General features: G+C 64.3%; 21 protein-coding genes. 11 read left to right on the top strand and 10 right to left on the bottom strand.

Translation table 11 applies throughout. The features are described from left to right. Positions 1 to 6: 6 nt before the first annotated feature. From tcyJ to KHO49_RS02250, 10 genes are all read left to right on the top strand, one after another. Entirely contained in the window at positions 7 to 804 is a 798-nt protein-coding gene (gene tcyJ, locus KHO49_RS02295; RefSeq protein ID WP_102882197.1) for a cystine ABC transporter substrate-binding protein, read from the top strand. Next, positions 804 to 1,469, top strand: a complete 666-nt coding sequence (gene tcyL / locus KHO49_RS02290) for a cystine ABC transporter permease (protein ID WP_092318582.1) — start codon at positions 804 to 806, stop codon at positions 1,467 to 1,469. Before tcyJ ends, tcyL begins: the two co-directional genes overlap by 1 nt. 4 nt (positions 1,470 to 1,473) lie before the next feature. Continuing rightward, positions 1,474 to 2,226 carry an L-cystine ABC transporter ATP-binding protein TcyN gene (gene tcyN / locus KHO49_RS02285; protein WP_102882198.1) on the top strand — a complete coding sequence of 251 codons (753 nt, stop codon included), beginning with the start codon at positions 1,474 to 1,476 and terminating at the stop codon, positions 2,224 to 2,226. A 376-nt stretch (positions 2,227 to 2,602) separates the two neighbouring features. Next, positions 2,603 to 3,844 carry an SfnB family sulfur acquisition oxidoreductase gene (locus KHO49_RS02280; RefSeq protein WP_213664548.1) on the top strand — a complete coding sequence of 414 codons (1,242 nt, stop codon included), beginning with the start codon at positions 2,603 to 2,605 and terminating at the stop codon, positions 3,842 to 3,844. A 39-nt stretch (positions 3,845 to 3,883) separates the two neighbouring features. Further along, positions 3,884 to 5,083: an SfnB family sulfur acquisition oxidoreductase gene (locus KHO49_RS02275; RefSeq protein WP_102882731.1), complete on the top strand. Its 1,200-nt coding sequence runs from the start codon at positions 3,884 to 3,886 to the stop codon at positions 5,081 to 5,083. After that, complete coding sequence (locus KHO49_RS02270) at positions 5,083 to 6,450, top strand: LLM class flavin-dependent oxidoreductase (RefSeq protein WP_170002595.1); 1,368 nt, start codon at positions 5,083 to 5,085, stop codon at positions 6,448 to 6,450. Before KHO49_RS02275 ends, KHO49_RS02270 begins: the two co-directional genes overlap by 1 nt. Before the next feature lie 140 nt (positions 6,451 to 6,590). Beyond that, entirely contained in the window at positions 6,591 to 7,400 is an 810-nt protein-coding gene (locus tag KHO49_RS02265) for a MetQ/NlpA family ABC transporter substrate-binding protein (RefSeq protein ID WP_213664547.1), read from the top strand. A 1-nt stretch (position 7,401) separates the two neighbouring features. Further along, the gene (locus tag KHO49_RS02260; protein WP_213664546.1) at positions 7,402 to 8,526 is read left to right on the top strand and encodes a methionine ABC transporter ATP-binding protein; all 1,125 of its coding nucleotides are present in this window, start codon (positions 7,402 to 7,404) and stop codon (positions 8,524 to 8,526) included. Next, positions 8,516 to 9,160, top strand: a complete 645-nt coding sequence (locus tag KHO49_RS02255; RefSeq protein WP_011058620.1) for a methionine ABC transporter permease — start codon at positions 8,516 to 8,518, stop codon at positions 9,158 to 9,160. Before KHO49_RS02260 ends, KHO49_RS02255 begins: the two co-directional genes overlap by 11 nt. A gap of 164 nt (positions 9,161 to 9,324) precedes the next feature. Further along, a complete protein-coding gene (locus KHO49_RS02250) occupies positions 9,325 to 9,951 on the top strand; it encodes a class I SAM-dependent methyltransferase (RefSeq protein WP_213664545.1) in 627 nt (208 codons plus the stop codon). A gap of 98 nt (positions 9,952 to 10,049) precedes the next feature. Here KHO49_RS02250 and KHO49_RS02245 read toward each other — a convergent pair whose 3' ends face one another. The 3 genes from KHO49_RS02245 to KHO49_RS02235 are packed head-to-tail and all read right to left on the bottom strand — an operon-like array spanning position 10,050 to position 15,294. Continuing rightward, positions 10,050 to 13,136, bottom strand: coding sequence for an efflux RND transporter permease subunit (locus tag KHO49_RS02245; RefSeq protein ID WP_110595301.1), 3,087 nt, complete (start codon positions 13,134 to 13,136; stop codon positions 10,050 to 10,052). Next, entirely contained in the window at positions 13,133 to 14,203 is a 1,071-nt protein-coding gene (locus KHO49_RS02240) for an efflux RND transporter periplasmic adaptor subunit (RefSeq protein WP_102862624.1), read from the bottom strand. Before KHO49_RS02240 ends, KHO49_RS02245 begins: the two co-directional genes overlap by 4 nt. Further along, positions 14,200 to 15,294 carry an efflux RND transporter periplasmic adaptor subunit gene (locus tag KHO49_RS02235; RefSeq protein WP_213664544.1) on the bottom strand — a complete coding sequence of 365 codons (1,095 nt, stop codon included), beginning with the start codon at positions 15,292 to 15,294 and terminating at the stop codon, positions 14,200 to 14,202. Before KHO49_RS02235 ends, KHO49_RS02240 begins: the two co-directional genes overlap by 4 nt. Before the next feature lie 272 nt (positions 15,295 to 15,566). Here KHO49_RS02235 and KHO49_RS02230 point away from each other — a divergent pair, with 272 nt between their 5' ends. Beyond that, positions 15,567 to 16,763: an AAA family ATPase gene (locus tag KHO49_RS02230; RefSeq protein ID WP_102882723.1), complete on the top strand. Its 1,197-nt coding sequence runs from the start codon at positions 15,567 to 15,569 to the stop codon at positions 16,761 to 16,763. 151 nt (positions 16,764 to 16,914) lie between these two features. Here the strand turns inward: KHO49_RS02230 and KHO49_RS02225 are convergent, their stop codons facing one another. From KHO49_RS02225 to KHO49_RS02195, 7 genes are all read right to left on the bottom strand, one after another. Further along, on the bottom strand, positions 16,915 to 17,799 hold the full coding sequence (locus KHO49_RS02225) for a transporter substrate-binding domain-containing protein (protein WP_102882722.1): 885 nt from the start codon (positions 17,797 to 17,799) through the stop codon (positions 16,915 to 16,917). Next, entirely contained in the window at positions 17,796 to 18,578 is a 783-nt protein-coding gene (locus KHO49_RS02220) for an amino acid ABC transporter ATP-binding protein (protein WP_102882721.1), read from the bottom strand. The genes KHO49_RS02225 and KHO49_RS02220 overlap by 4 nt, the downstream gene beginning before the upstream one ends. Beyond that, on the bottom strand, positions 18,575 to 19,234 hold the full coding sequence (locus KHO49_RS02215) for an amino acid ABC transporter permease (RefSeq protein WP_213664543.1): 660 nt from the start codon (positions 19,232 to 19,234) through the stop codon (positions 18,575 to 18,577). Before KHO49_RS02215 ends, KHO49_RS02220 begins: the two co-directional genes overlap by 4 nt. Then, positions 19,215 to 19,880 carry an amino acid ABC transporter permease gene (locus KHO49_RS02210; protein WP_102862620.1) on the bottom strand — a complete coding sequence of 222 codons (666 nt, stop codon included), beginning with the start codon at positions 19,878 to 19,880 and terminating at the stop codon, positions 19,215 to 19,217. Before KHO49_RS02210 ends, KHO49_RS02215 begins: the two co-directional genes overlap by 20 nt. A gap of 566 nt (positions 19,881 to 20,446) precedes the next feature. Further along, a complete protein-coding gene (locus KHO49_RS02205; protein WP_102882719.1) occupies positions 20,447 to 21,229 on the bottom strand; it encodes a MetQ/NlpA family ABC transporter substrate-binding protein in 783 nt (260 codons plus the stop codon). Positions 21,230 to 21,354: 125 nt separating this feature from the next. Further along, positions 21,355 to 22,329, bottom strand: coding sequence for a sigma 54-interacting transcriptional regulator (locus KHO49_RS02200; protein WP_102882718.1), 975 nt, complete (start codon positions 22,327 to 22,329; stop codon positions 21,355 to 21,357). A gap of 58 nt (positions 22,330 to 22,387) precedes the next feature. Then, positions 22,388 to 22,969: an alpha/beta hydrolase gene (locus KHO49_RS02195; RefSeq protein ID WP_102862617.1), complete on the bottom strand. Its 582-nt coding sequence runs from the start codon at positions 22,967 to 22,969 to the stop codon at positions 22,388 to 22,390. Positions 22,970 to 23,023: the final 54 nt, after the last annotated feature.

The raw sequence follows: 23,023 nt of genomic DNA, 5'->3' as shown, positions 1-23,023 counted from the left end.
CTTGTCATGAATTTTTCCGTACTGCGTCGCAATCTGCTGATCGGCACACTGGGCCTGGCCCTCGGTGCCGGACTGATGGGACAAGCGGTTGCCGGCGAGCAACTGCAGAAAATCAAGGATGCGGGAGTGATCAACGTTGGCCTGGAAGGCACGTATCCACCTTTCAGCTTCGTCGACGAAAACGGCAAGCTGGCCGGCTTCGAAGTGGAGTTCTCCGAAGCCCTGGCGAACAAGCTCGGGGTCAAGGTCAAGCTGCAACCAACCAAGTGGGACGGCATCCTCGCGGCCCTGGAATCCAAGCGCCTGGACGCGGTGATCAACCAGGTGACCATCTCTGAAGAGCGCAAGAAAAAATACGATTTCTCCACCCCCTACACCGTCTCCGGGATCCAGGCCCTGACCCAGAAAAAGGATGACGGCAAGTTCAAGACCGCTGCCGACCTGGGTGGCCACAAGGTCGGCGTGGGCCTGGGCACCAACTACGAGCAATGGCTCAAGGACAACGTCCCGACCGCCATCATCAAGACCTACGACGATGACCCGACCAAGTACCAGGACCTGCGCGTAGGCCGTATCGACGCCATCCTGGTGGACCGTCTGGCCGCCTTCGAGCTGATCAAGAAAACCAAGGACACCCTGGTGGTCTCCGGCGAACCCTTCTCCCGCCAGGAAGCCGGTGTGGCCCTGCGCAAAGGCGAACCCGAGCTGCTGGCCGCGGTGAACAAGGCCATCGAGGAACTGAGGGCCGATGGCACGCTGAAAAAACTCTCGGAGAAATACTTCAACGCTGACGTCACCCAATAATGGAAGCAGGTCTGCAACTGGCGCTGGATTCAGCGCCATTTCTCCTCAAGGGCGCGTATTACACGGTCATCCTCAGCCTCGGCGGCATGTTCTTCGGACTGCTGCTGGGCTTTGGCCTGGCCTTGATGCGGCTGTCGCGCTTCAAGCTGGTGAGCTGGATTGCCCGGGTCTACGTGTCGTTCTTTCGCGGCACGCCGCTGCTGGTGCAACTGTTCGTGATCTATTACGGCCTGCCGCAACTGGGGCTGGAACTGGACCCGTTGCCCGCCGCGCTGATCGGCTTTTCCCTGAACATGGCGGCCTACGCCTGTGAAATCCTCAGGGCCGCCATCGGCTCCATCGAACGCGGTCAATGGGAAGCCGCCGCCAGCATCGGCATGACCCGGGCCCAGACCCTGCGCCGGGCGATCCTGCCGCAAGCCATGCGCACCGCCCTGCCGCCGCTGGGCAACAGCTTCATCTCCCTGGTCAAGGACACGGCCCTGGCCGCCACCATCCAGGTGCCGGAACTGTTCCGCCAGGCGCAGCTGATCACCGCCCGCACCTTCGAAATTTTCACCATGTATCTTGCCGCCGCGCTGATCTACTGGATTCTCGCCAGCGTGCTCGCGCACCTGCAGAACCGTCTGGAACAGCGGGTCAATCGGCACGACCAGGAGTCTTGAAACCATGATCGTGGTGGAAAAACTGACCAAGCAGTTCAAAGGCCAGACCGTACTCAATGGCATCGACCTGCAGGTCAAGGAAGGCGAAGTGATTGCCATCATCGGCCCCAGCGGTTCGGGCAAGACCACCTTCCTGCGCTGCCTGAACTTTCTTGAAGAACCGACCAGCGGCCGCATCCGCATCGGCGACATCGCCATCGACAGCGGCATCCCGCTGAGCCAGCAACAAAGCCGGATACGCCAGCTGCGCCAGCAAGTGGGTTTCGTGTTCCAGAACTTCAACCTGTTCCCCCACCGCACCGCCCTGGAGAACGTCATCGAAGGCCCGCTGGTGGTGAAGAAGACCCCACGGGAGCAAGCCGTCGCCCTGGGTCGCGCGCTGCTGGCCAAGGTCGGCCTGGCGGGCAAGGAAGACAGCTACCCCAGGCGCCTGTCCGGTGGCCAGCAGCAACGCGTGGCGATTGCCCGGGCCCTGGCCATGGAACCCCGGGTGATCCTGTTCGACGAACCGACCTCGGCCCTGGACCCGGAACTGGTGGGCGAAGTCCTCGCTACCATCCGCAGCCTGGCCGAAGAGAAGCGCACCATGGTCATCGTCACCCACGAAATGGGCTTCGCCCGGGACGTGGCCAACCGGGTGATCTTCTTCGACAAGGGCGTGATCGTCGAACAAGGCGAAGCCAAGGCGCTGTTCGCCAACCCTCAGCAAGAACGCACCCGACAGTTTCTCAGCAAGTTTCTCGGCACCTCGACCTGAGGCACCCAAACTGCCCGCCCAAAACCTCCCCCTGTAGCCGCTGCCGAGCTTGCGAGGCTGCGACAAGGCCGCCAGGCCTTCAGCGGTCTTCAGAACCTGCGCCCGCGCTGCGGTCGTTCGCAGCCTCGCAGGCTCGGCAGCGGCTACAGAAGCGCACCGCTGCCAGGATTCAACCCTTCTATCCATATTCCTAAAAGTTAGTTTATTTAATTTTTATACGCGCTTAGGGTATATGCACCGGACCACCGGACATTCTTGATTCTGATTTCGCCGCATGACGCGGCCTATCCAAAAGATGTGAGGTAGGTATGGTTCGGAACACAATCACCCCAGTGCAGATCGCCAGGGCATTGCGTGCAGCCAAGGAGTGGCGCTGATGTCCAGTCTGGTTGAAGCACAGGTCCAGAGCGATCTGGATATTGCCCCCCTTTTGTTGCCCGCACGGGTTCTGCGCAACGACGCCGAAGCCCTGCAAGCCGCCCATGAACTGGCCGACGCGGCCCGCCAGCAGGCCGCTCAACGCGACCGCCAGCGCAAGCTGCCCTGGGCGCAGATCGAACAATTCACCCGCAGCGGCCTGGGCAGTATTTCCATCCCCCGCGCCTACGGCGGGCCACAGGTGTCCTTCGTCACCCTGGCCGAAGTCTTCGCGATCATTTCTGCGGCCGACCCGGCCCTGGGGCAGATCCCGCAGAACCAGTTCGGCATCCTCGGCCTGATTCTCGGCTGCGGCAGCGAGCGGCAGAAGAAACAGCTGCTGCAGAGCGTCCTGGAAGGCTGGCGCATCGGCAATGCCGGCCCGGAACGCGGCACCAAGAACACCCTGGAACTCAAGGCGCGGATCACCAAAGACGCCGACGGCCATGTCATCAACGGCCAGAAGTTCTACTCCACCGGCGCCCTGTTCGCCCACTGGGTAGCGGTCAAGGCACTCAACGAGGAAGGCCGCCAGGTGCTGGCCTTCGTCCGCCGCGGCACCCCAGGCTTGCGCATCGTCGACGACTGGTCCGGCTTCGGCCAACGCACCACCGCCAGCGGCACCATCCTGCTCAACGATGTGCGGGTCGAGTCCGAGCTGGTGCTGGACAACTGGCGGATCAACGAATCGCCGAATATCCAGGGCGCGGTGTCGCAACTGATCCAGGCCGCCATCGACGCCGGCATCGCCCGGGAAGCCTTGGCCGACGCCATCGCCTTTGTCCGTGAACGGGCCCGCCCGTGGATCGACGCCAACGTCGAGCGGGCCAGCGACGACCTGTATGTGATCGCCGAGATCGGCAAGCTGCAGATCGAACTGCACGCCGCCGAGGCTCTGCTGCGCAAGGCCGGCCAGGTGCTGGATCAGGTCAGCGCGGCGCCGATCACCGCCGAGTCCGCCGCCCGCGCCTCCATCGCCGTGGCCGAAGCCAAGGTGCTGACCACCGAGATCTCGCTGCTGGCCAGCGAAAAGCTCTTCGAGCTGGCCGGCAGCCGCGCCACCCTCGCCGAATTCAACCTCGATCGTCACTGGCGCAATGCCCGGGTGCACACCCTGCACGACCCGGTGCGCTGGAAGTACCACGCCGTCGGCGCCTACCACCTGAACGGCACGCTGCCGGCCCGGCATTCCTGGATTTAACCGCCCAGAACGCTTTTGACCAGATCTCTGGAGAAACACATGTCTCTTGCTCAACACGTCGCGGTCATCACCAGCGACGAACAAGCCCTGATTGTCGCCAGCGACCTGGCGGAAGATTTCAAACGCGACAGCGCCCTGCGCGACCGTGAACGGCGCCTGCCCCATCCCGAGCTGGAAGCCTTCACCCGCTCCGGCCTGTGGGGCATCAGCGTGCCCAAGGAATACGGCGGCGCTGGGGTGTCCAACGTCACCCTGGCCAAGGTCATCGCCCTGATCGCCGAGGCCGACGCCTCCCTGGGGCAGATCCCGCAGAACCATTTCTACGCCCTGGAAGTGCTGCGGGTGAACGGCAGCGAGCCGCAGAAGCAGCGGTTGTACGCCGAAGTCCTGGCCGGCCGCCGTTTCGGTAATGCCCTGGCCGAGCTGGGCACCAAGACCGCCCACGACCGCACCACCCGCCTGAGCCGCGACAGCAGCGGCCAGGGCTACCGCATCGACGGGCGCAAGTTCTACGCCACGGGCGCCATCTACGCCCAGCGCATTCCCACCTCGGTGGTGGATGAACATGGCGTGCAGCAACTGGCCTTCGTCCCCGCCGAGGCCCAGGGCCTGAGCGTGATCGACGACTGGAGCGGCTTCGGCCAGCGCACCACCGGCAGCGGCTCAGTGCTTTTTGAAAACGTCGCGGTGGACGAAGCCGATGTGGTGCCGTTCCAGAGCGCCTTCGAACGCCCGACCCCGGTCGGTCCCCTGGCGCAGATCCTCCACGCCGCCATCGACACCGGCATCGCCCGCGCCGCCTATGAAGACGCCCTGCGCTTCGTGCGGACCAAGACCCGGCCGTGGATCGACTCCGGCAACGATAAAGCCACGCAAGACCCGCTGACCCTCAAGAGCTTCGGCCACCTGAGCATCCGCCTGCACGCCACCGAGGCGCTGCTGGAGCGCGCAGGGGAATTCCTCGACCGGGCCCAGGCCGAGACCAATGCCGACACCGTGGCCGCCGCCTCCATCGCCGTGGCCGAGGTCCGCGCCCTGAGCACGGAAATCTCCCTGGCCGCCGGCAGCACCCTGTTCGAACTGGCGGGCAGCCAGGCGACCCTGGCCGAGCACGGCCTGGACCGCCACTGGCGCAACGCACGGGTGCACACCCTGCACGACCCGGTGCGCTGGAAGTACCACGCGGTGGGCAACTACTACCTCAACCAGCAGAACCCGCCACTGCGGGGGACCATTTGATGGCCGCGCCTGAAACCGCCAAGAAAAAGATCCTGCTCAACGCCTTCAACATGAACTGCGTGGGACACATCAACCACGGCCTGTGGACCCATCCACGGGACCATTCGACCCAGTACAAGACCCTCGAATACTGGACCGAATTGGCTCAATTGCTGGAGCGCGGACTGTTCGACGGGCTGTTCATCGCCGACATCGTCGGGGTCTACGACGTCTACCAGAACTCGGTGGACGTGCCCCTCAAGGAGTCGATCCAGCTGCCGGTCAACGACCCGCTGCTGCTGGTTTCGGCCATGGCGGCAGTGACCAAGAACCTGGGCTTCGGCCTCACCGCCAACCTCACCTACGAGGCGCCCTACCTGTTCGCCCGGCGCCTTTCCACCCTTGACCACCTGAGCCGTGGCCGGGTCGGCTGGAACATCGTCACCGGCTACCTGGACAGCGCCGCCCAGGCCATGGGCCTGAAGGAGCAGATCGAGCACGACCGTCGCTACGACCAGGCCGACGAGTACCTGGAGGTGCTGTACAAACTCTGGGAAGGCAGTTGGGAAGACGACGCGGTCCTCAACGACCGCGAGCAGCGCATCTATGCCCAGCCGGACAAAGTGCACAAGGTCGAGCACCAGGGCGAGTTCTATCAGGTCAGCGGTTATCACCTGTGCGAGCCATCACCGCAGCGCACCCCGGTGCTGTTCCAGGCCGGCAGCTCGGATCGCGGCCTGCTGTTCGCCGGGCGCCACGCCGAGTGCGTGTTCATCAGTGGGCAGAACAAGGCCGCGACCAAGGCCCAGGTGGACAAGGTCCGCGCCAGCGCCGTGGCCGCCGGGCGCAATCCCGAGGACATCAAGGTGTTCATGGGCCTCAATGTGATCGTCGGCGAGACCGAGGAACTGGCCTGGAACAAACATGCCGAGTACCGCCGTTACGCCAGCGCCGAAGCCGGAGTGGCGCATTTTTCCGCGTCCACTGGGATCGATTTTTCCCAGTACGAGATCGACGAGCCCATCCAGTACGTGAAGAGCAACGCCATCCAGTCGGCCACCAAGCACCTGCAAAACAACGACTGGACCCGGCGCAAGCTGCTGGAGCAGCACGCCCTGGGCGGCCGCTACTTCACCGTGGTCGGCTCACCGCAGCAGGTGGCCGACGAGCTGGAATCCTGGATCGCCGAAACCGGCCTGGACGGCTTCAACCTGACCCGCATCGTCACCCCGGAAAGCTACGTCGACTTCATCGATCTGGTGATCCCCGAGCTGCAACGCCGTGGCTCCTACAAGACCGCCTACGACGACGGCACCCTGCGGGAAAAACTGTTCCACGAAGGCCGCAAACTGCCGCAACGACACACCGGCGCGGCCTACCGCCGCTGAGACGAGGTGGCTCTGCCGAGCCGCCGTGGCTGGAACTCTTGTGGCGAGGGCGCTTGCTCCCTCGCCACAGACAGCGGTCTTCGCCACACCCAAACGCAATTGTTCAACCTCCTCATTCGGATTGACTGGAAGTAACCATCATGAAAACCACGCTCCTGCGCCACCCGGTCAAAGCCCTGGCCCTCGCCCTCGGCCTGTTCAGCAGCGCCGTCTTCGCCGCCGACGCACCGCTCAAGGTCGGCACCACCGCCGCCTTTGCCATTCCCCTGGAGGCGGCCGTTGCCGAAGCCGGCAAGCAGGGCCTGAAAGTCGAGCTGGTGGAGTTCACCGACTGGATCGCGCCCAACGTTAGTCTCGCCGCCGGCGATATCGACGTGAACTACTTCCAGCACATTCCGTTCCTGGAAAACGCCAAGGCCGCCGCCGGTTTCGATCTGGTGCCCTTCGCACCGGGGATCATCAACAACGTCGGCCTGTACTCGAAAAAATACACAAGCTTCGACGAACTGCCACAAGGCGCCAGCGTGGCCATCGCCAACGACCCGATCAACAGCGGCCGTGGCCTGCAACTGCTGGCCAAGGCCGGGCTGATCACCCTCAAGCCGGGCGTGGGCTACAAGGCCACCGAAGAAGACATCGTCAGCAATCCAAAGAAGATCAAGATCCTCCAGGTCGAAGCCGTGCAACTGGTGCGCGCCTATGACGACGCCGATCTGGTCCAGGGCTATCCGGCCTACATCCGTCTGGCCAAGACCTTCGATGCCGGTTCGGCGCTGCTGTTCGACGGCCTGGACCACAAGGAGTACGTGATTCAGTTCGTGATCCAGCCCAAGAGCAAGAACGACCCGCGGCTGATCAAGTTCGTCGATATCTACCAGCACTCGCCAGCCGTTCGGGCTGCCCTGGATAAAGCCCATGGCAAGCTCTACCAAGCCGGCTGGGAAGGTTGAAATGAGTGTCGCGACGCTACAGCGCAAGCTGCCGGAACCGGCGCCCCAGCGTGCCGAGCAGACCGAGCTGCACCCCGAACTGAACCGCGCCCAGGTGCGCTTTATCGGCCTGGGCAAGACCTACCAGGGCCAGCAGGGCCCGGTGCAGGCCCTGCACGGCATCGACCTTTCGATCCAGCGCGGTGAGGTGTTCGGCATCATCGGCCGCAGCGGCGCCGGCAAGTCATCACTGATCCGCACCATCAACCGCCTGGAGCAACCCAGCAGCGGCCGGGTGCTGATCGATCAGGTGGACATCGGCGACTTCGACGAAGACCGCCTGGTGGCCCTGCGCCGACGCATCGGCATGATCTTCCAGCACTTCAACCTGATGTCGGCCAAGACCGTATGGCACAACGTCGAGCTGCCGCTGAAGGTGGCCGGGGTGCCCAAGGCCGAACGCGAGCGCAAGGTCCGCGAGCTGCTGGAGCTGGTGGGCCTCAAGGACAAGCACCAGGCCTACCCGGCGCAGCTGTCCGGCGGCCAGAAACAACGGGTGGGGATCGCCCGGGCCCTGGTCCACGATCCCGAGATCCTGCTGTGCGACGAAGCCACTTCGGCCCTGGACCCGGAAACCACCCAGTCGATCCTCGGCCTGCTGAAAGAGATCAATCAGCGCCTGGGCCTGACCATCATCCTCATCACCCACGAGATGGCGGTGATTCGCGAGATCTGCGACCGGGTGGTGGTGCTGGAACATGGACGCATCGTCGAACAGGGACCGGTCTGGGAAGTCTTCGGCCATCCGCAACACGAGGTCAGCAAGACCCTGCTGGCGCCCTTGCAGCACGGCCTGCCGCCAGAGCTGCAAAGCCGTCTGCACAGCCAGCCGACGGCGGCCGACGCGGCGCTGGTACTGAGCCTGCGTTTCACCGGCGTCAAGCATGAAGAGCCGGACCTGGCGGCGCTGTTCGGTGCCCTGGGCGGTCGCGTGCGCCTGCTGCAAGGCGGCGTGGAACGCATCCAGGGCCACGCCCTGGGGCAACTGCTGCTGGCGGTCCAGGGCTCGTCCCTGAGCGCCGAGGAACTGCGCCAGCGCGCGGGGCACTGGGCACAACAAGTTGAGGTACTGGGCTATGTGGTTTGATCGCTTGTTGCAGGGCATTCTCGACACTCTGCTGATGGTCGGCGTGTCCTCGCTGATCGCCCTGCTGGCGGGGATTCCCCTGGCGGTGATCCTGGTCACCAGCGGCAAGGGCGGGATCTATGAAGCGCCGAACCTGAACCGGGCCCTGGGGGCCTTTGTGAACCTGTTTCGCTCGATTCCGTTCCTGATCCTGATGGTGGCGCTGATCCCCTTTACCCGGCTGATCGTCGGCACCACCTACGGCGTGTGGGCGGCGGTGGTGCCGCTGACCATCGCCGCCACGCCGTTCTTTGCGCGCATTGCCGAAGTGAGCCTGCGGGAGGTCGATCACGGCCTGATCGAAGCCGCCCAGGCCATGGGTTGCCGACGCTGGCACATTGTCTGGCACGTGCTGCTGCCTGAAGCGCTGCCGGGCATCGTCGGCGGTTTCACCATCACCCTGGTGACCATGATCAACTCCTCGGCCATGGCCGGGGCGATTGGCGCGGGCGGGCTGGGGGACATTGCCTACCGCTACGGTTACCAGCGTTTCGACAGCCAGATCATGCTCACGGTGATCGTGCTGCTGGTGATCCTGGTGGCGGCGATCCAGCTGGGCGGCGACCGTTTGGCGCGGGTGCTGAACAAGCGCTAGTGGCACCCCGTGTAGCCGCTGCCGCAGGCTGCGACAAGGTCCGCAGGACCTTCCAAGGCCCTCAAGAGCGGCGTCTCCTGCGGAGCCGTTCGCAGCCTTCGGCAGCGGCTACAGGGTGCATGGGGTATATTCGGGCCATTCCTCTTCACGCCATGCAGCCCGCCATGAAACTTGCTCCAGACGACCTAGACAGCATCACCGCCACCACCCTCGGCCACTACCAGCAGGTGGCCGAAGACTTTCGTGAAGGCACCCGCGACCACGACGTCAGCCAGAACATCGACGCGCTGCTGCGGCACATCCAGGGCCCGGCGCCCTTCAGCGTGCTGGATTTTGGCTGCGGTCCGGGGCGCGACTTGCAAACCTTTACCCGCCTCGGCCATATCGCCATCGGCCTCGACGGCTGCGAGCGCTTTGCCCAGATGGCCCGCGACGACAGCGGCTGCGAAGTCTGGCAGCAAGACTTTCTCAAGCTTGATCTGCCGGAGGCCCGCTTCGACGGCATCTTCGCCAACGCAGTGCTGTTCCACATTCCCCGCCAGGAACTGCCACGGGTGCTCAAGCAACTGCATGCGAGCCTCAAGGACGGCGGCGTGCTGTTCAGCTCCAACCCACGCGGCGACAACCAGGAGGGCTGGAACGGCCCGCGCTATGGCGCCTACCACGACCTCGCAAGCTGGCAGGCGTTGCTGACTGAGGCAGGCTTTGTCGAGCTGGAGCATTACTACCGCCCCGCCGGCCTGCCCCGGGAACAGCAACCCTGGCTGGCCAGCGTCTGGCGCAAGGCCTGAGCCCCCCGCCACACTCCCCCGTAGGCGCCGGCTTGCCGGCGAAGGCGTTTCCGGATCAAGCGCTCGCCTCCCGGGCCCCCTCGCTGGCAAGCCAGCTCCTAAGAGGCCGTGGGGCGAGTGCGGTCAGTGTCTTGGCTGGGCTCCTTGATTTTGTACCAGGCCACGTACAGCGCCGGGAGGAACAGCAAGGTCAGCAAGGTGGCAACGATGATGCCGCCAATCATGGCGTAGGCCATCGGCCCCCAGAACACTTCCCGGGCAATCGGGATCATCCCCAGGCTGGCCGCTGCGGCGGTCAGCAGGATAGGTCGACGCCGATGGTGGGTGGCTTCCAGCACCGCGTCCCAGGGGTGATAACCCTCGCGCTCGTATTCGTCGATCTGGGTCACCAGGATCACCGAGTTGCGAATGATGATGCCGATCAGCGCGAGAATCCCGAGGATCGCCACAAAGCCCATGGGCGTGCCGGTGGGCACCAGGGCCAGGACCACGCCAATCAGCCCCAGGGGCGCGACGCTGGCCACCAGGAACAGCTTCTGCACGCTGTGCAACTGGATCATCAGGAAGGTCGCCATGAGGAACAGCATCAGCGGCACCACCTTGGCAATCGGACCCTGGGCCTTGCTGCTTTCCTCCACGGTGCCGCCGGTGGCCACCGAGTAGCCGGCAGGCAACTGCGCGGCAAACTGGTCGATGTCCGGCTGCAATTGCTTGACCAGGTCGGTGGGCTGGATCGCGTCGCGCACCGCCGCCTTGATGGTGATGGTGGGTTTGCGGTCGCGGCGCCACACCAGCGGCTGCTCCAGTTCGTAGCCCACCGTGGCGAAGGCCAGCAGCGGAATCGAGGTGCCATTGGGGGTGACGATCTGCAGGTTCTGCAGGGTTTCCGGTGAGTCGCGCTCACTGTCGTCGGCACGGCCGACCACGTTGATCAGGTAGATGTCGTCATGCACCTGGGTCACGGTGGAACCGCTGACGATGCTGTTCATCAGTCGCGCCACATCTTCCGAGGACAGCCCCAGTTGCCGCGCCTTGTCCTGGGCGATGTCGATGCGCAGCACTTTGCCGGGCTCGTTCCAGTCGTAGATGATCTCGCCGATGTGCGGGTTCTTGTCCAGTTCGGTGGCCAGGTCGATGGCGTGCTTGCGCACCTGGTCGATGTCCTTGCCGCTGACCCGGTACTGGATCGGCCGCCCTACCGGCGGACCCATTTCCAGGGCCTGCACATAGCTGCCGATGCCGACGAAGTCTTCGCGCAGGCGCTTGCGCAAACGCTCGGTCAGGGCCGTGCGCTGCTCCAGGCCCTTGCTGACGATCACCAGCTGGGCGTAGTACGGATTCTGCAGTTGCTGGTCCAGGGGCAGGTAGAAACGGATCGCGCCTTCGCCGATGTAAGTGCTCCAGCGCTCGATGTCCGGGTCGTCCTTGAGGGTCGCTTCCAACCGATCCACGGCCATGCGGGTCTCGTCGATCGAGGCGTTCTGCGGCAGGTTGAGGTCCACCAGGATCTCCGGCCGGTCGGAAGACGGAAAGAACTGGTTCTGCACAAAACGCATGCCGAACACCGACGCGGCAAACAGCAGCACGGTGATGCCAATCGCCCACCAGCGGTTGCGCATGGCCCACAGCAGGCCGCCATTGAAGGCGCGACCGACGCGCCCCGGCTCCTCGGAGTGGGGTTTGACGTTGGTGCTGAGGATGTGGATGCCGATCACCGGGGCAAACAGCACCGCGACGATCCACGACACCAGCATGGCCACGGCGATCACCGCGAACAGGGTGAAGGTGTACTCACCAGCGGAGCTGGCGTTGAGGCCGATAGGCACGAAGCCGGCCACGGTCACCAGGGTCCCGGTGAGCATCGGGAAGGCGGTGGAGGTGTAGGCAAAGGTCGCCGCCTGCTCCTTGCTCTCGCCCTTCTCCAGGCGCGTGACCATCATTTCCACGGTGATCATGGCGTCGTCCACCAGCAGCCCCAGGGCGATGATCAAGGCCCCCAGGGAGATCCGCTGCATGGTGATGCCGCTGTACTCCATGAACACGAAGACCATGGCCAGCACCAGCGGAATCGAGCAGGCCACCACCAGCCCGGCGCGCATCCCAAGGCTGATGAAGCTCACCACCAGGACGATGATCACCGCCTCGAACAAGGCGCTGGTGAAACCGCCCACCGCCTCCTGCACCACCTCGGCCTGATCCGAGACCTTGTGCACGCCGATACCGATTGGCAGATCGGCGGTCAGCTCATTCATGCGCGCATGCAGGGCCTTGCCGAAGTCCTGGATGTTGCCGCCCTTCTTCATGGCAATGGCCAAGCCGATGGCCGGCTGGCCATTGAAACGGAACAGCGGTGTGGCAGGGTCGACGTAGCCGCGACTGATGTCGGCGATGTCGGCCAGGCGATAGAAGCGGTCGTTGAGGCGCAGGTTGACCGTGGCCAGGTCCTTCTCCGAGGCGAACTGCCCCGAGGTGCGCACCGAGATCCGCTCCGGCCCGGCCTCGATCACCCCGGCCGGGGTCACCGCGTTCTGCGCTTGCAGACTTTGCAGGACCTGGCGCTGGTCGATGCCCAGGGCCGCCAGCTTGCGCGTGGAGAAGTTCAGGTAGATGACTTCGTCCTGCTCACCGACCATCTCCACCTTCCCCAGGTTCGGCACTTCGCGGATCTCGGCGCGCACCTGCTCCACGTAGTCACGCAGTTGGCGCATGCTCAGGCCGTCGGCGGTGAAGGCGTAGATCGAACCGAACACATCGCCGAACTCATCGTTGAAACCCGGGCCCTGCAAGCCCTGGGGGAAATCGCCGCGGATGTCGTTGATCTTCTTGCGCACCTGATACCAGATCTCGGGAATGTCCTTGGCACTGGTGGTGTCGCGCAGGTTGACGAACACCGTCGATTCGCCGGGGCGGGTGTAGCTTTTCACGTAGTCGAGCGAGTCCAGCTCTTCGAGTTTTTTCTCGATGCGGTCGGTGACCTGCTTCAGGGTTTCTTCCTGGGTCGCGCCGGGCCAGCGAGTCTGGATGACCATGGTCTTGATGGTGAAGGACGGGTCTTCCTCGCGCCCCAGGTTCAGGTAGGAAAACACCCCCATCAGCAGCGCAACAAACATCAGGTACCAGACGAAGGACTGATGCTTGATCGCCCACTCGGACAGGTTGAAGCTCCCTTTGCTGTCAGGCGTCATTGTGCGCGGCCCTCATCGACTTTGACTTTCTGCCCCGGCTTGAGGCTGTTGACCCCGGCGCTGACGATGCGCTCGCCGGGCTTGACCCCCTGGCTGATCAGCGCCGAATCGCTGTCGCGGCTGAGCACTTTGATCTCCCGGGGGGCGACGGTCTGGCTCTGCGGGTCGATGACCCAGATCCGGGTCTGGCCATCCACCTCTTGCAGGGCCGTCAGGGGCAACTCGGTGCGCGGCTCGATGGCCGAGCTCAGGGTCACGCTGATGGCGGTGCCCAGGCGAAAGGCCTCGGGAGTGTCCTTGAGGGTCAGGCGGGCGCGACGGGTACGGGTCGCGCTCTGGGCCTGGGGCTCGATCTCGCGCACGGTGGCCGTGGTGCTGATGCTCGGGTCGAGCTGGGCCGCGACCTTGAACTCCACGTCCGCCGGCAGTTGATCCACCAGGGTTGCCGGCAGGTCGATCACCGCTTCCTTGATCTGCGGCCGGGCCAGGGTCACCACCTGCTGGCCGGCGGTCACCACCTGCCCGGCTTCGGCATTCCAGGCGGTGACCACGCCGCCGTGATCGCTGCGCAGTTGGCTGTAGTTGAGCTGGTCCTGGGCCTGGCGCACGGCCGCCTTGGCCTGAGCCAGGGAAGCGCCGGTGGTCTTCAAGTCGGTCTGGGCAATGTCCAATTGCGCCTGGGCGCCGACGCCACGGTCGAACAGCTCCTGCTGGCGCCGGGCGTTGGCCTGGGCGTTGATCCACTGCGCCTCGACCTTGGCCAGGTCACCCTGGGCGGCCCGCAGCTGGTTCTGTTGGTCGGTGGGATCGAGGGTCGCCAGCAAGTCCCCGGGCCCCACTTCGGCACCGACATCCACATTGCGGCTGGCAATCCGCCCCGGCACCCGGAAGCCCAGGTTGGTTTCAAAACGGGCCTGGATGTTGCCGGCAAAGCGCCCGAGGCTTTCCTCCGATTGCGGCGCCACCTGGATCGACAGCACCGGACGCACCGGCTCCGGCGCCGGCTCTTCCTTGGAGCAGCCCAGCAGCAAGAGGCTGGCCCATAACAACGGCAGCAGGCGCTTCATGGTTGTGCTCCCTGTTCCTTGGTCGGCCCGGCAATCTCGACCAACATCCCCGGGTGCAACAACTGCCCCCCGGCCACCACCACGTTCTCGCCGCCCTTGAGGCCGTCGCTGATGATCACCTGGCCGGTCAGGTAACGCCCGACCTTGACGCTGTGCAGCACGGTCTTGCCGTCCTCGCCCACCAGCCACACCGCCGGTTCGCTGAGGTTCTTGGTCAAGGCCGACCAAGGCAGCACCACCGTGGCCTTGCCGTGGGCCCGGGCGGTGGCACTGACCACCGAGCCCAGGTCCATGCCCGCCGGCAGCGAATCGAGCACCACCTTGACCTGCACCGTACCGCTCTGGGCCGAGACCACCGGGGTCACCTCGCGGACTTTGCCGGTGGTGGTCACCTTGGGGTTGTCCAGCAGGCTGACGTGGATGGTTTCCTGGCCCGGCGGCTGCATCAGCAGCGATTCGTAGACGTTGAACACCGCGTCGCGCTCGCCGTCCCGGGCCAGGCTGAAGATCGGCATGGTGGCCTGTACCACCTGGCCCACTTCGGCCTGACGCGCGGTGATCACCCCCGGCGCCTCAGCCACCAGTTCGGTGTAGCTCAACTGCTCGCGGGCATTGGCCAACTGCGCCTGGGCCGCGCTCAAGGCGCTCTGGCTGCTGCGCAGGGCGGCCTGGGCCGAATCGTATTCGCTCTGGCTGGTGTAGCCCTTGGGCAAGAGTTTCTGCTGGCGAACGAAGGCTGCGCTGGCCTGCTTGACCCGCGCCTGTTCGGCAAACACTGCGGCAGCGGCGGAATCGACGTTGGTCTGCAAGTCCTTGGGATCGAGCCGGGCCAGTACTTGCTGGGCGGAAACCCGGTCGCCGACATCCACCAGACGCTGGATGATCTTGCCGCCGACGCGGAACGACAACTCGGTCTGCACCCGGGCCTGGACGTCACCGGTGAGGGTCACCGACGGGGCAAAATCGCTGCTCTGCACTTGCTGGATACGCACCCGCGGGCGTTCCTTCCCGGTCGGCTTTTCCGCTCCGCAGCCGCCGAGCAGCGCCAGCAGACTCAGCCCCACTATCCACCTCGATTTGAGACCAGCCATGCAGGCTCCTTGTGCTTGATCGTCGCGCCAGTGACGTTACGACTGTGAGCTTAGAACAGGGTTCAACCCTTGCACGCAGGTCTCATAAACAGGGCTTTCGTAGCGAAGGCGCCAGCTCCCGCTCGGCCGACCGACGCCCCTGGGCGCCGTAGTCGCCAGCCTTGCAGCGCACCCTGTCCGGGCAAACACAGCAGCGGTTTCAGGAGCGGCGGCGAGCAAGCTCCCGCTCTACAAATCAGGCACACTGCGCACCACGCAACAGGAGACCCGGCATGCTCAAGACCCTGGCGGTGGCCAATTACCGCTCCATCAACAAACTGGTGATGCCCCTCGGCCGACTGAACCTGATCACCGGCGCCAATGGCAGCGGCAAGTCCAATCTGTACCGGGCCCTGCGCCTGCTGGCAGAGACCGCCCAGGGCGGCGTGGTCAATGCCCTGGCCAAGGAAGGCGGGTTGGAATCGACCTTCTGGGCCGGGCCGGAACAGATCAGCCGGCGCATGAGCCAGGGTGAGGTCGCGATCCAGGGTGGACCGCGCAAGGCCGCCAGACGCCTGCAACTGGGCTTTGCCGGTGAGGACTTCGGTTATGCGATCAGCCTTGGGCTGCCGGACTCCAGCGGTCATTTCATGTTGCCCGGGCACAGCTTGCCGATTGCCTCGCGCTTCACTCTCGACCCGTGGATCAAGCGCGAGAGCATCTGGGGCGGGCCCCTGTATCGCTCGGCAAGCGCGCTGGTAGACCGCCAGGGACCGATGGTACGAGCCCGCGCGGGGCGTCAATGGGAGGTGCTGGCGCAGCATACGAGCAGCGGCGACAGCCTGTTCGACCGGGTGGGCAACCTGAGCTCATCGCCCGAGGTCCTGCATCTGCGCGAGCAGATTCGTGGCTGGCGTTTTTATGACCACTTGCGTACCGACAGCCAGGCACCCGCGCGCCGACCGCAGCTGGGCACCCGCACCCCGGTGCTGCACCACGATGGCCGGGACCTGGCCGCGGCGTTGCAGACCATCATCGAGGTGGGCGATCAGCAGGCACTATACGAGAGCATCGCCGATGCCTTCCCGGATTCGCGGCTGGAAATCGATGCCGTTCCCGGGGGGTTGTTCGGCGTGCAGCTCCACCAGGAAGGCTTGTTGCGACCGCTATCGGCGGCGGAACTGTCGGACGGCACCTTGCGCTACCTGTTGCTGGTAGCGGCCTTACTGACCCCGCGGCCGCCAAGCCTGATGGTGCTCAACGAACCGGAGACCAGCCTGCACCCGGACCTGTTGCCGGCCCTGGCGCGCTTGATCATCAGGGCTTCAGAGCAGTGCCAGGTGTGGGTGGTGTCCCACGCCCGGCGCCTGATCGCGGCCTTGCAGGAAGACCCCGAATGCAACTGCATCGTGCTGGAGAAAGAGCTGGGCCAGACCGGCATCGTCGGCCAGCGCATGCTCGACGAACCGGCCTGGTACTGGCCCGACTGAAAATCGCGCCTCCCACACCCTGTAGCCGCTGCCGAAGGCTGCGATAAGGTCCGCAGGACCTTCCGAGGCCCTCAAGCGCGGCGTCTCCTTCGGAGCCGTTCGCAGCCTTCGGCAGCGGCTACACAGTGGATTCAGCAGCCGACAGTACGCCTCAGCCCTGCCATTTGCCGCCTTCGACAATCACGCTCTCAGGCGGGGTGTCATCGCTCAGCTCCTTGCGCACGTACTGGTCATACAGCTTGAGCAGGTATTTTTCTTCGCCCAGCTTGGCCAGTTCGGCATTCACCCAGTCCCGCAGTTCGATGTTGCCCTTCTTCACCGCCGGGGCAATCGGTGCCTGCTCGCCCAGGGTCTGGGGCAATACGCGGTAGCCCGGGTTCTGCTTGGACCAGCTGAACAGGATCAGGTTGTCCTGGGCGTAGGCGTCACCACGGCCATTGGCCAGGGCTTGCAGGGACTCGGTGTTTTTCTCGAACTTGAGCAGTTTCCAGTCCGGGTGGTTCTGGGTCAGCCAGATGTCTGCGGTGGTGCCGGTGGTGACGATGGTGGTGCGGCTTGCCAGGTCATCCAGGCTCTTCACCGGGCTGCCTTCGGGTACCAGGGCCTGCACCGCCACCTTGAGGTTGGGGTTGGTGAATTCCACCGCTTGCTTGCGCTCCGGGGTCACGGTCATGTTGGCCAGGATCAGGTCGACCTTGTCGCTCTGCAGGAAGGGAATGCGGCTGGCCGGTTCCACGGCGACGAACTCCACCTTGTTCTCGTCCCCCAACAGGTCCTTGGCGAACTGGCGGCCGATGTCGGTATCGAAGCCCACATAGCGCCCGGTCTCATCGACGAAACCGAACGGCGGCTTGTCGGTGAACACCCCGACGATCAGCTTGTCCCGGGCCTTGATCTTGTCCAGGTAACCGGCCGCCGGCGCGGCGCTGGCAGCGGTGGCCGCAGGCTTGGGTGCATCATTGGATTTGTCGCAGCCGGCCAGCAGGGCCAGACCGAACAGCGGCAGTAACAACAGCGAAGACTTGGCAGTTTTCATAAGAGCTCCAGTTCCTTTTTAGGGGCTTTCTTGGGCAGTGCTTCAACGAACGAGAACTTCTCCAGGAACTGCTGCGCGCGTGCGCTCTGCGGGTTGGTGAAGAAAGCCTCGGGGGTGTTCTGTTCCACGATGCGCCCGCCATCCATGAACACGATGCGGTCGGCCACGGCCCGGGCGAAGGCCATTTCATGGGTGACGATCAACAGGGTCATGCCGTCCCGGGCCAGGCCCTGGATCACCTGCAGCACTTCCTTGACCATCTCCGGATCAAGGGCCGCGGTGACCTCATCGAACAGCATCACCTGGGGGTTCATGCACAACGAGCGGACGATGGCGATGCGTTGCTGCTGGCCGCCGGACAGCTGCCGGGGAAAGGCCTCGCGCTTGTCCAGCAGGCCCACCCGCTCCAGCAGCGCTTCGGCCTGGGCCCGGGCTTCGCGGGGCTCGCGCTTTTGCACCTTGAGCGGCCCGAGGAGGAGGTTGTCCAGCACGTTCATGTGCGGGAACAGGTGATAGCTCTGGAACACCATGCCGATCTGCTGGCGCACCTGACGCCAGTCGGTGTCGGGGCTGAGCAGCTCGCGCCCGGCGAAACGCAGATGGCCGCTGTGGGCGCTTTCCAGGCCGTTGAGGCAGCGCAGCAAGGTGCTCTTGCCGCAGCCGCTGGGGCCGAGGATGACGATCACCTCCCCTGCCGCCACGCTGAGGTCGACCTCCTTGAGCACCTGCTGCGGGCCAAAGAACTTGTTGAAACCCTGGAACTCGATCAATGCGCTCATGCTTGCGTCCAGCGCCGCTCCAGCACGCGGGAAGCGGCCGACAGCGGGTAGCAGATAAAGAAGAAAAACAGGAACAACACGCCGTAGATCAACACCGACTCGTAGGTGCGCTCGATGATCTGCTGGCCGACCTTGATCACGTCCACCACGCCGATCAGCACCGCCAGGGAGCTGGTCTTGATGATCCGCGTGTAGACGTTGATGGTCGGCGGGGTCATGCGCTTCAGCGCCTGGGGCAGCAAGACGTAGCCGTACAACTGAGTAGCGGAAAGACCGATGGACAGGCCCGCTTCACGCTGGCCCCGGGGCAGGGATTGCAGGGCCCCGCGCACCACCTCGCCGACTTCGCTGGCGCCCCACAGCGACAGCACCAGCACCGCGCAGGTGAAACTGGGAATGCTGAGGCCGAAGAAGATCGGAAAGCCGAAGAACAGCAGGTACAACCAGACCAGCACCGGGATCGCCCGGAACAGCTCCAGGTAGATTCGCAACGGTACATCCAGCACCTTGCGTTGCAGGCTGCGCAGCACGCCGTAGAGCACCCCGCCCAGGGTGCTGAAGGCAATGCTCAAAAGCGAAATCGACAAAGTCTGCGCAGCGCCCCGGGCCAGTTGCGGCAAGGACACCAGCAACAACTCAAGACCCGAACTGGCCATGTTGCAACCTCCTTTCCAGACGGCTGAGCAACAGCGACAGCGGCAAGAACAACAGCACGCAGATCAGCGTCAGCACCGCGAGCATTTCGTAGGTCTTGTAGTACAGGGCGATGTAGCTCTTGGTGGTGTAGAGAATCTCCGGCACCGCCACCGCCGAAACCACGGTGGTTTCCTTGAGCAGGAAAATGAAATTGGCGAACAGCGACGGCAGGCTGAGGATCCCGGCCTGGGGCAGGATCACGTAGCGCAGCAACTGCCACTGCGACAGGCCAATGGAGCGCCCCGATTCCAGCTGCGCCTGGGGCACGGCTTCCACCCCGGCGCGCAGCACTTCGGTGAGGTAGGCGCCACCGAGAAAGGTCATGGTGATGATCGCCGCGGCAAAACCCGAGACCTTGATCCCCAGGGCCGGCAAGGCGAAGTAGACGAAGAACAGCTGGATCAACAGCGGTGTGTTGCGCGCCAGTTCCACGTACAGGCCGATCAGGCGGTGCAGGTAAGGGGTGCGAAACACCAGGACAGTGGCGTTGATCAGGGCTACCAGCAGCGAGGTGCCGATGGCGATCAGGCCGACCTGCAGGGTCACTCCCACGGCTTTGAGAAAGGCCGGCAGGGTGCTGAGGATAAAAGCGTAATCGAGGGTCATGAATCATCCTGAACGCCGCTGGGGTACAGCGACGGTGGTGCAGTCCGTGGGGCAGTGGGTAACCGCCCGGCTGCCGCGACTTTATAGCTATAAAAAGCAGAATTTAAATACCGTTAGAGCATATTGATATCACCCAAAAACCTAACCCGCGGATTTGCCGGGCTGGCGCCGGGCTACTACCTTTTCAACCGGGTCGAACGGAGCTTTCGCGCCCGCACCTCCACTGGACGCTACACCCCTCAAGGACGACCACCATGGCCGATACAAAGCCCCCGCAACCCCTGCCCCCCCATGAACTGATGAAGTGGCTGACGGCGTTGCGCCGCGCCACCCAAGCCACCGCCAAAAGCGCTCCACTTGTGTAAGCGCTGGCTTGTGTAGGAGCTGGCTTGCCAGCGAAGGCGCCCTTCAGGTTTGTACCCGGCCTGAGGACCTCTTCGCCGGCAAGCGGAACACCGCCCGGCCGGCTCCTGCGGCTTTTGCCGACGCAATAAAAAACGCCGACGCTGTGATAGCCGTCGGCGTTCAAACCTTGAAGGGGTTTGTCGCTTCAGTAGCCTAGTTCATCAGAACGCCGGCAGGACCGCGCCGCTGTATTTCTTCTCGATGAAGGCTTTGACCTCTGGGCTGGTCAGGGCCTTGGCCAGCTTCTGGATCGCCGCGCTGTCCTTGTTGTCCGGACGCGCCACCAGGTAGTTCACGTAAGGCGAATCGGCGCCTTCGATGACCAGCGCATCCTTGGCCGGGTTCAGGCCCGCTTCCAGGGCGTAGTTGGTGTTGATCATGTCCAGGTCAACCTGATCCAGAACCCGTGGCAGCATGGCCGACTCAAGCTCCTTGAACTTGAAGTTGTGCGGGTTCTTGGCGATGTCCTTCGGCGTGGACACAGCGTTCTTCGGGTCCTTGAGCTCGATCAGACCGGCCTTGTGCAGCAGGATCAGGGCACGGCCGCTGTTGCTGCCTTCGTTGGGGATGGCAATGGTGGCGCCATCTTTCAGCTCGGCCAGGGACTTGACCTTCTTCGAGTAGCCGCCGAAGGGTTCGACGTGCACACCGATCACGGTTTCCAGGTGAGTGCCCTTGCCTTCGTTGAAGTTCTTCAGGTACGGCAGGGTCTGGAAGTAGTTGGCGTCCAGACGCTTCTGATCGACCTGTACGTTGGGTTGCACGTAGTCGGTGAAAACCTTGATTTCCAGGTCCACGCCTTCCTTGGCCAGGGTGGGCTTGATCAGCTCGAGAATCTCGGCGTGGGGCACCGGGGTCGCGGCAACCACCAGCTTCTCGCCGGCCTGGGCAATACCGGCGCTCAGGGCTGCCGCCAGTGCGGTGAACAACAGAACTTTTTTCATGCAAGGTCCTTAGGTGTCGGGATCGACGACGGCTTCAAATGAGGTGCTTATCTGGGTGCCAGTGATGTGCCACTGCTGGCGTGAAGCGGACAATACCGAGATTTTTTATTCCCGAACAATATCTTTTATTCACGTTCATATTCCATTTTGTTCATACATCCCGCCCCACCACCGCGCCCTGTAGCCGCCAGCAGGCGCTTGAGGGCCTGGCGATCCGCGTCTGAATCGCTCTCGGCGATCTGCCGCAGCAGCAGCTCGATCTGCTCCAGCGGCGAGCGCGTCGGCGGCAGGTTGAGGTGCTCGGGAAGAATTTCCTCGCCACTGCTAACCAGCAGGGCAAAGTGAATGACGTTCTCCAGCTCCCGGGTATTGCCCGGCCAGCTGTGGCGCTCCAGGGCCTGTTGCGCGGCTTCGCTGATCAGCGGCACCGGCAGGTCCAGGCGCTGGCTGTAGATCCCCAGGAAATACTCGGCCAGGGACTCGATATCCCCGACCCGCTCGCGCAGCGCCGGCAGCTCCAACTGGCCCTCGCTGAGGTAGCGGTACAGGCGCTCATGAAACTTGCCCGCCGCCACCGCCTGGGCCAGGTCGATGCTGGTGGCCGCCACCAGGCGCACATCCACCGGGCTCGGTTGCTGGGCGCCGACCCGGGTCACTTCGTGGTTCTCCAGGGCTGCCAGCAGCTTGGTCTGAATCGGCAGCGGCAAGTCGCCGATCTCGTCCAGGTACAGGGTCCCGCCATTGGCCGAACCGAACCAGCCGGCCCGGCTGCTGGCGGAGCCGCTGAAGCTGCCGGCGGCGTAGCCGAATAGTTCGGCGTCGGCGTAGGTGGGGCTGATGGCGCCGCAGTTGACCGAGACGAACAGCCCGCCACGATCGCTGGCACGGTGGATGTGTCGGGCCAGCAGCTCCTTGCCGGTGCCGGTTTCACCACGGATCAGCACCGAGATCGCACGGGGCGCCAGTTGCTCCAGCTCTTCACGCAGTTGTCGCGAACGTGGATCGACGAACACCAGCGCCTTGGCGCGGATGCTCAAGGGGCTTTTTTCCGCATCGGGAAAGGTCAGCAGCGGCTGGCCGAAAGGGGTGTGAGGACTCATGGCAGACTCCCGCCCAAAACCGCCTGAGGACGGGGGCGTTTAAACAGGGAAAATACGGTCAGGCACGACGCAGGGCGTGTTGTTCCATGCGGTTCTGCAGGCGATAGAGATAGGCGAATCCCTGCTCCCAGCGCTGGTGGCCGGACTTGACGTTGATATGCCCGGCTCCCGCCAGAATCCCGGCTTCGGCGCCCCAGTCACGGGCCAGTTCCAGGGCACGCGGCGCGCTGACGGCGCTGTCGTTGTCCGAACTCACCACCTGGCTGGGGAACGGCAGCAGGTCCCGGGGAATCGGCGCGAAATTGCGCAGGGCCGGCGCACAGGCCGCACGCTCGACATCCGCCGGCGCCACCAGCAGCGCACCGCGCACCTGGCGCAGCGCTGCCGCGGGCGCGCGCGCCGCCCAGTGGGCCACGGTGATGCAACCCAGGCTGTGGGCAATCAGGATCACCGGGGTGTCGTCGATGGCGATGGCTTCGGCCAGGGCCGCCACCCAGTCTTCACGGCGCGGCGTCAGCCAATCGGCCTGCTCCACCCGCGCACTGTTGGGCAGGCTGTTCTGCCAATGGGTTTGCCAATGATCTTCTGGCGATCCTTGCCAGCCCGGCACAATCAAGTAGCGAATGGATTCGTTGCGCATGGGGAACTCTCCTGCTGCGTGTCTGTTCCCGGACGAGTATAGGGAGGGGATTTA

The organism is Pseudomonas sp. RC4D1, from assembly GCF_018390395.1.
Taxonomy (GTDB): domain Bacteria; phylum Pseudomonadota; class Gammaproteobacteria; order Pseudomonadales; family Pseudomonadaceae; genus Aquipseudomonas; species Aquipseudomonas danubii.
Note: the sequence above shows the minus strand (reverse complement) of the source record. Positions and strands in the feature narration are given on the sequence as shown.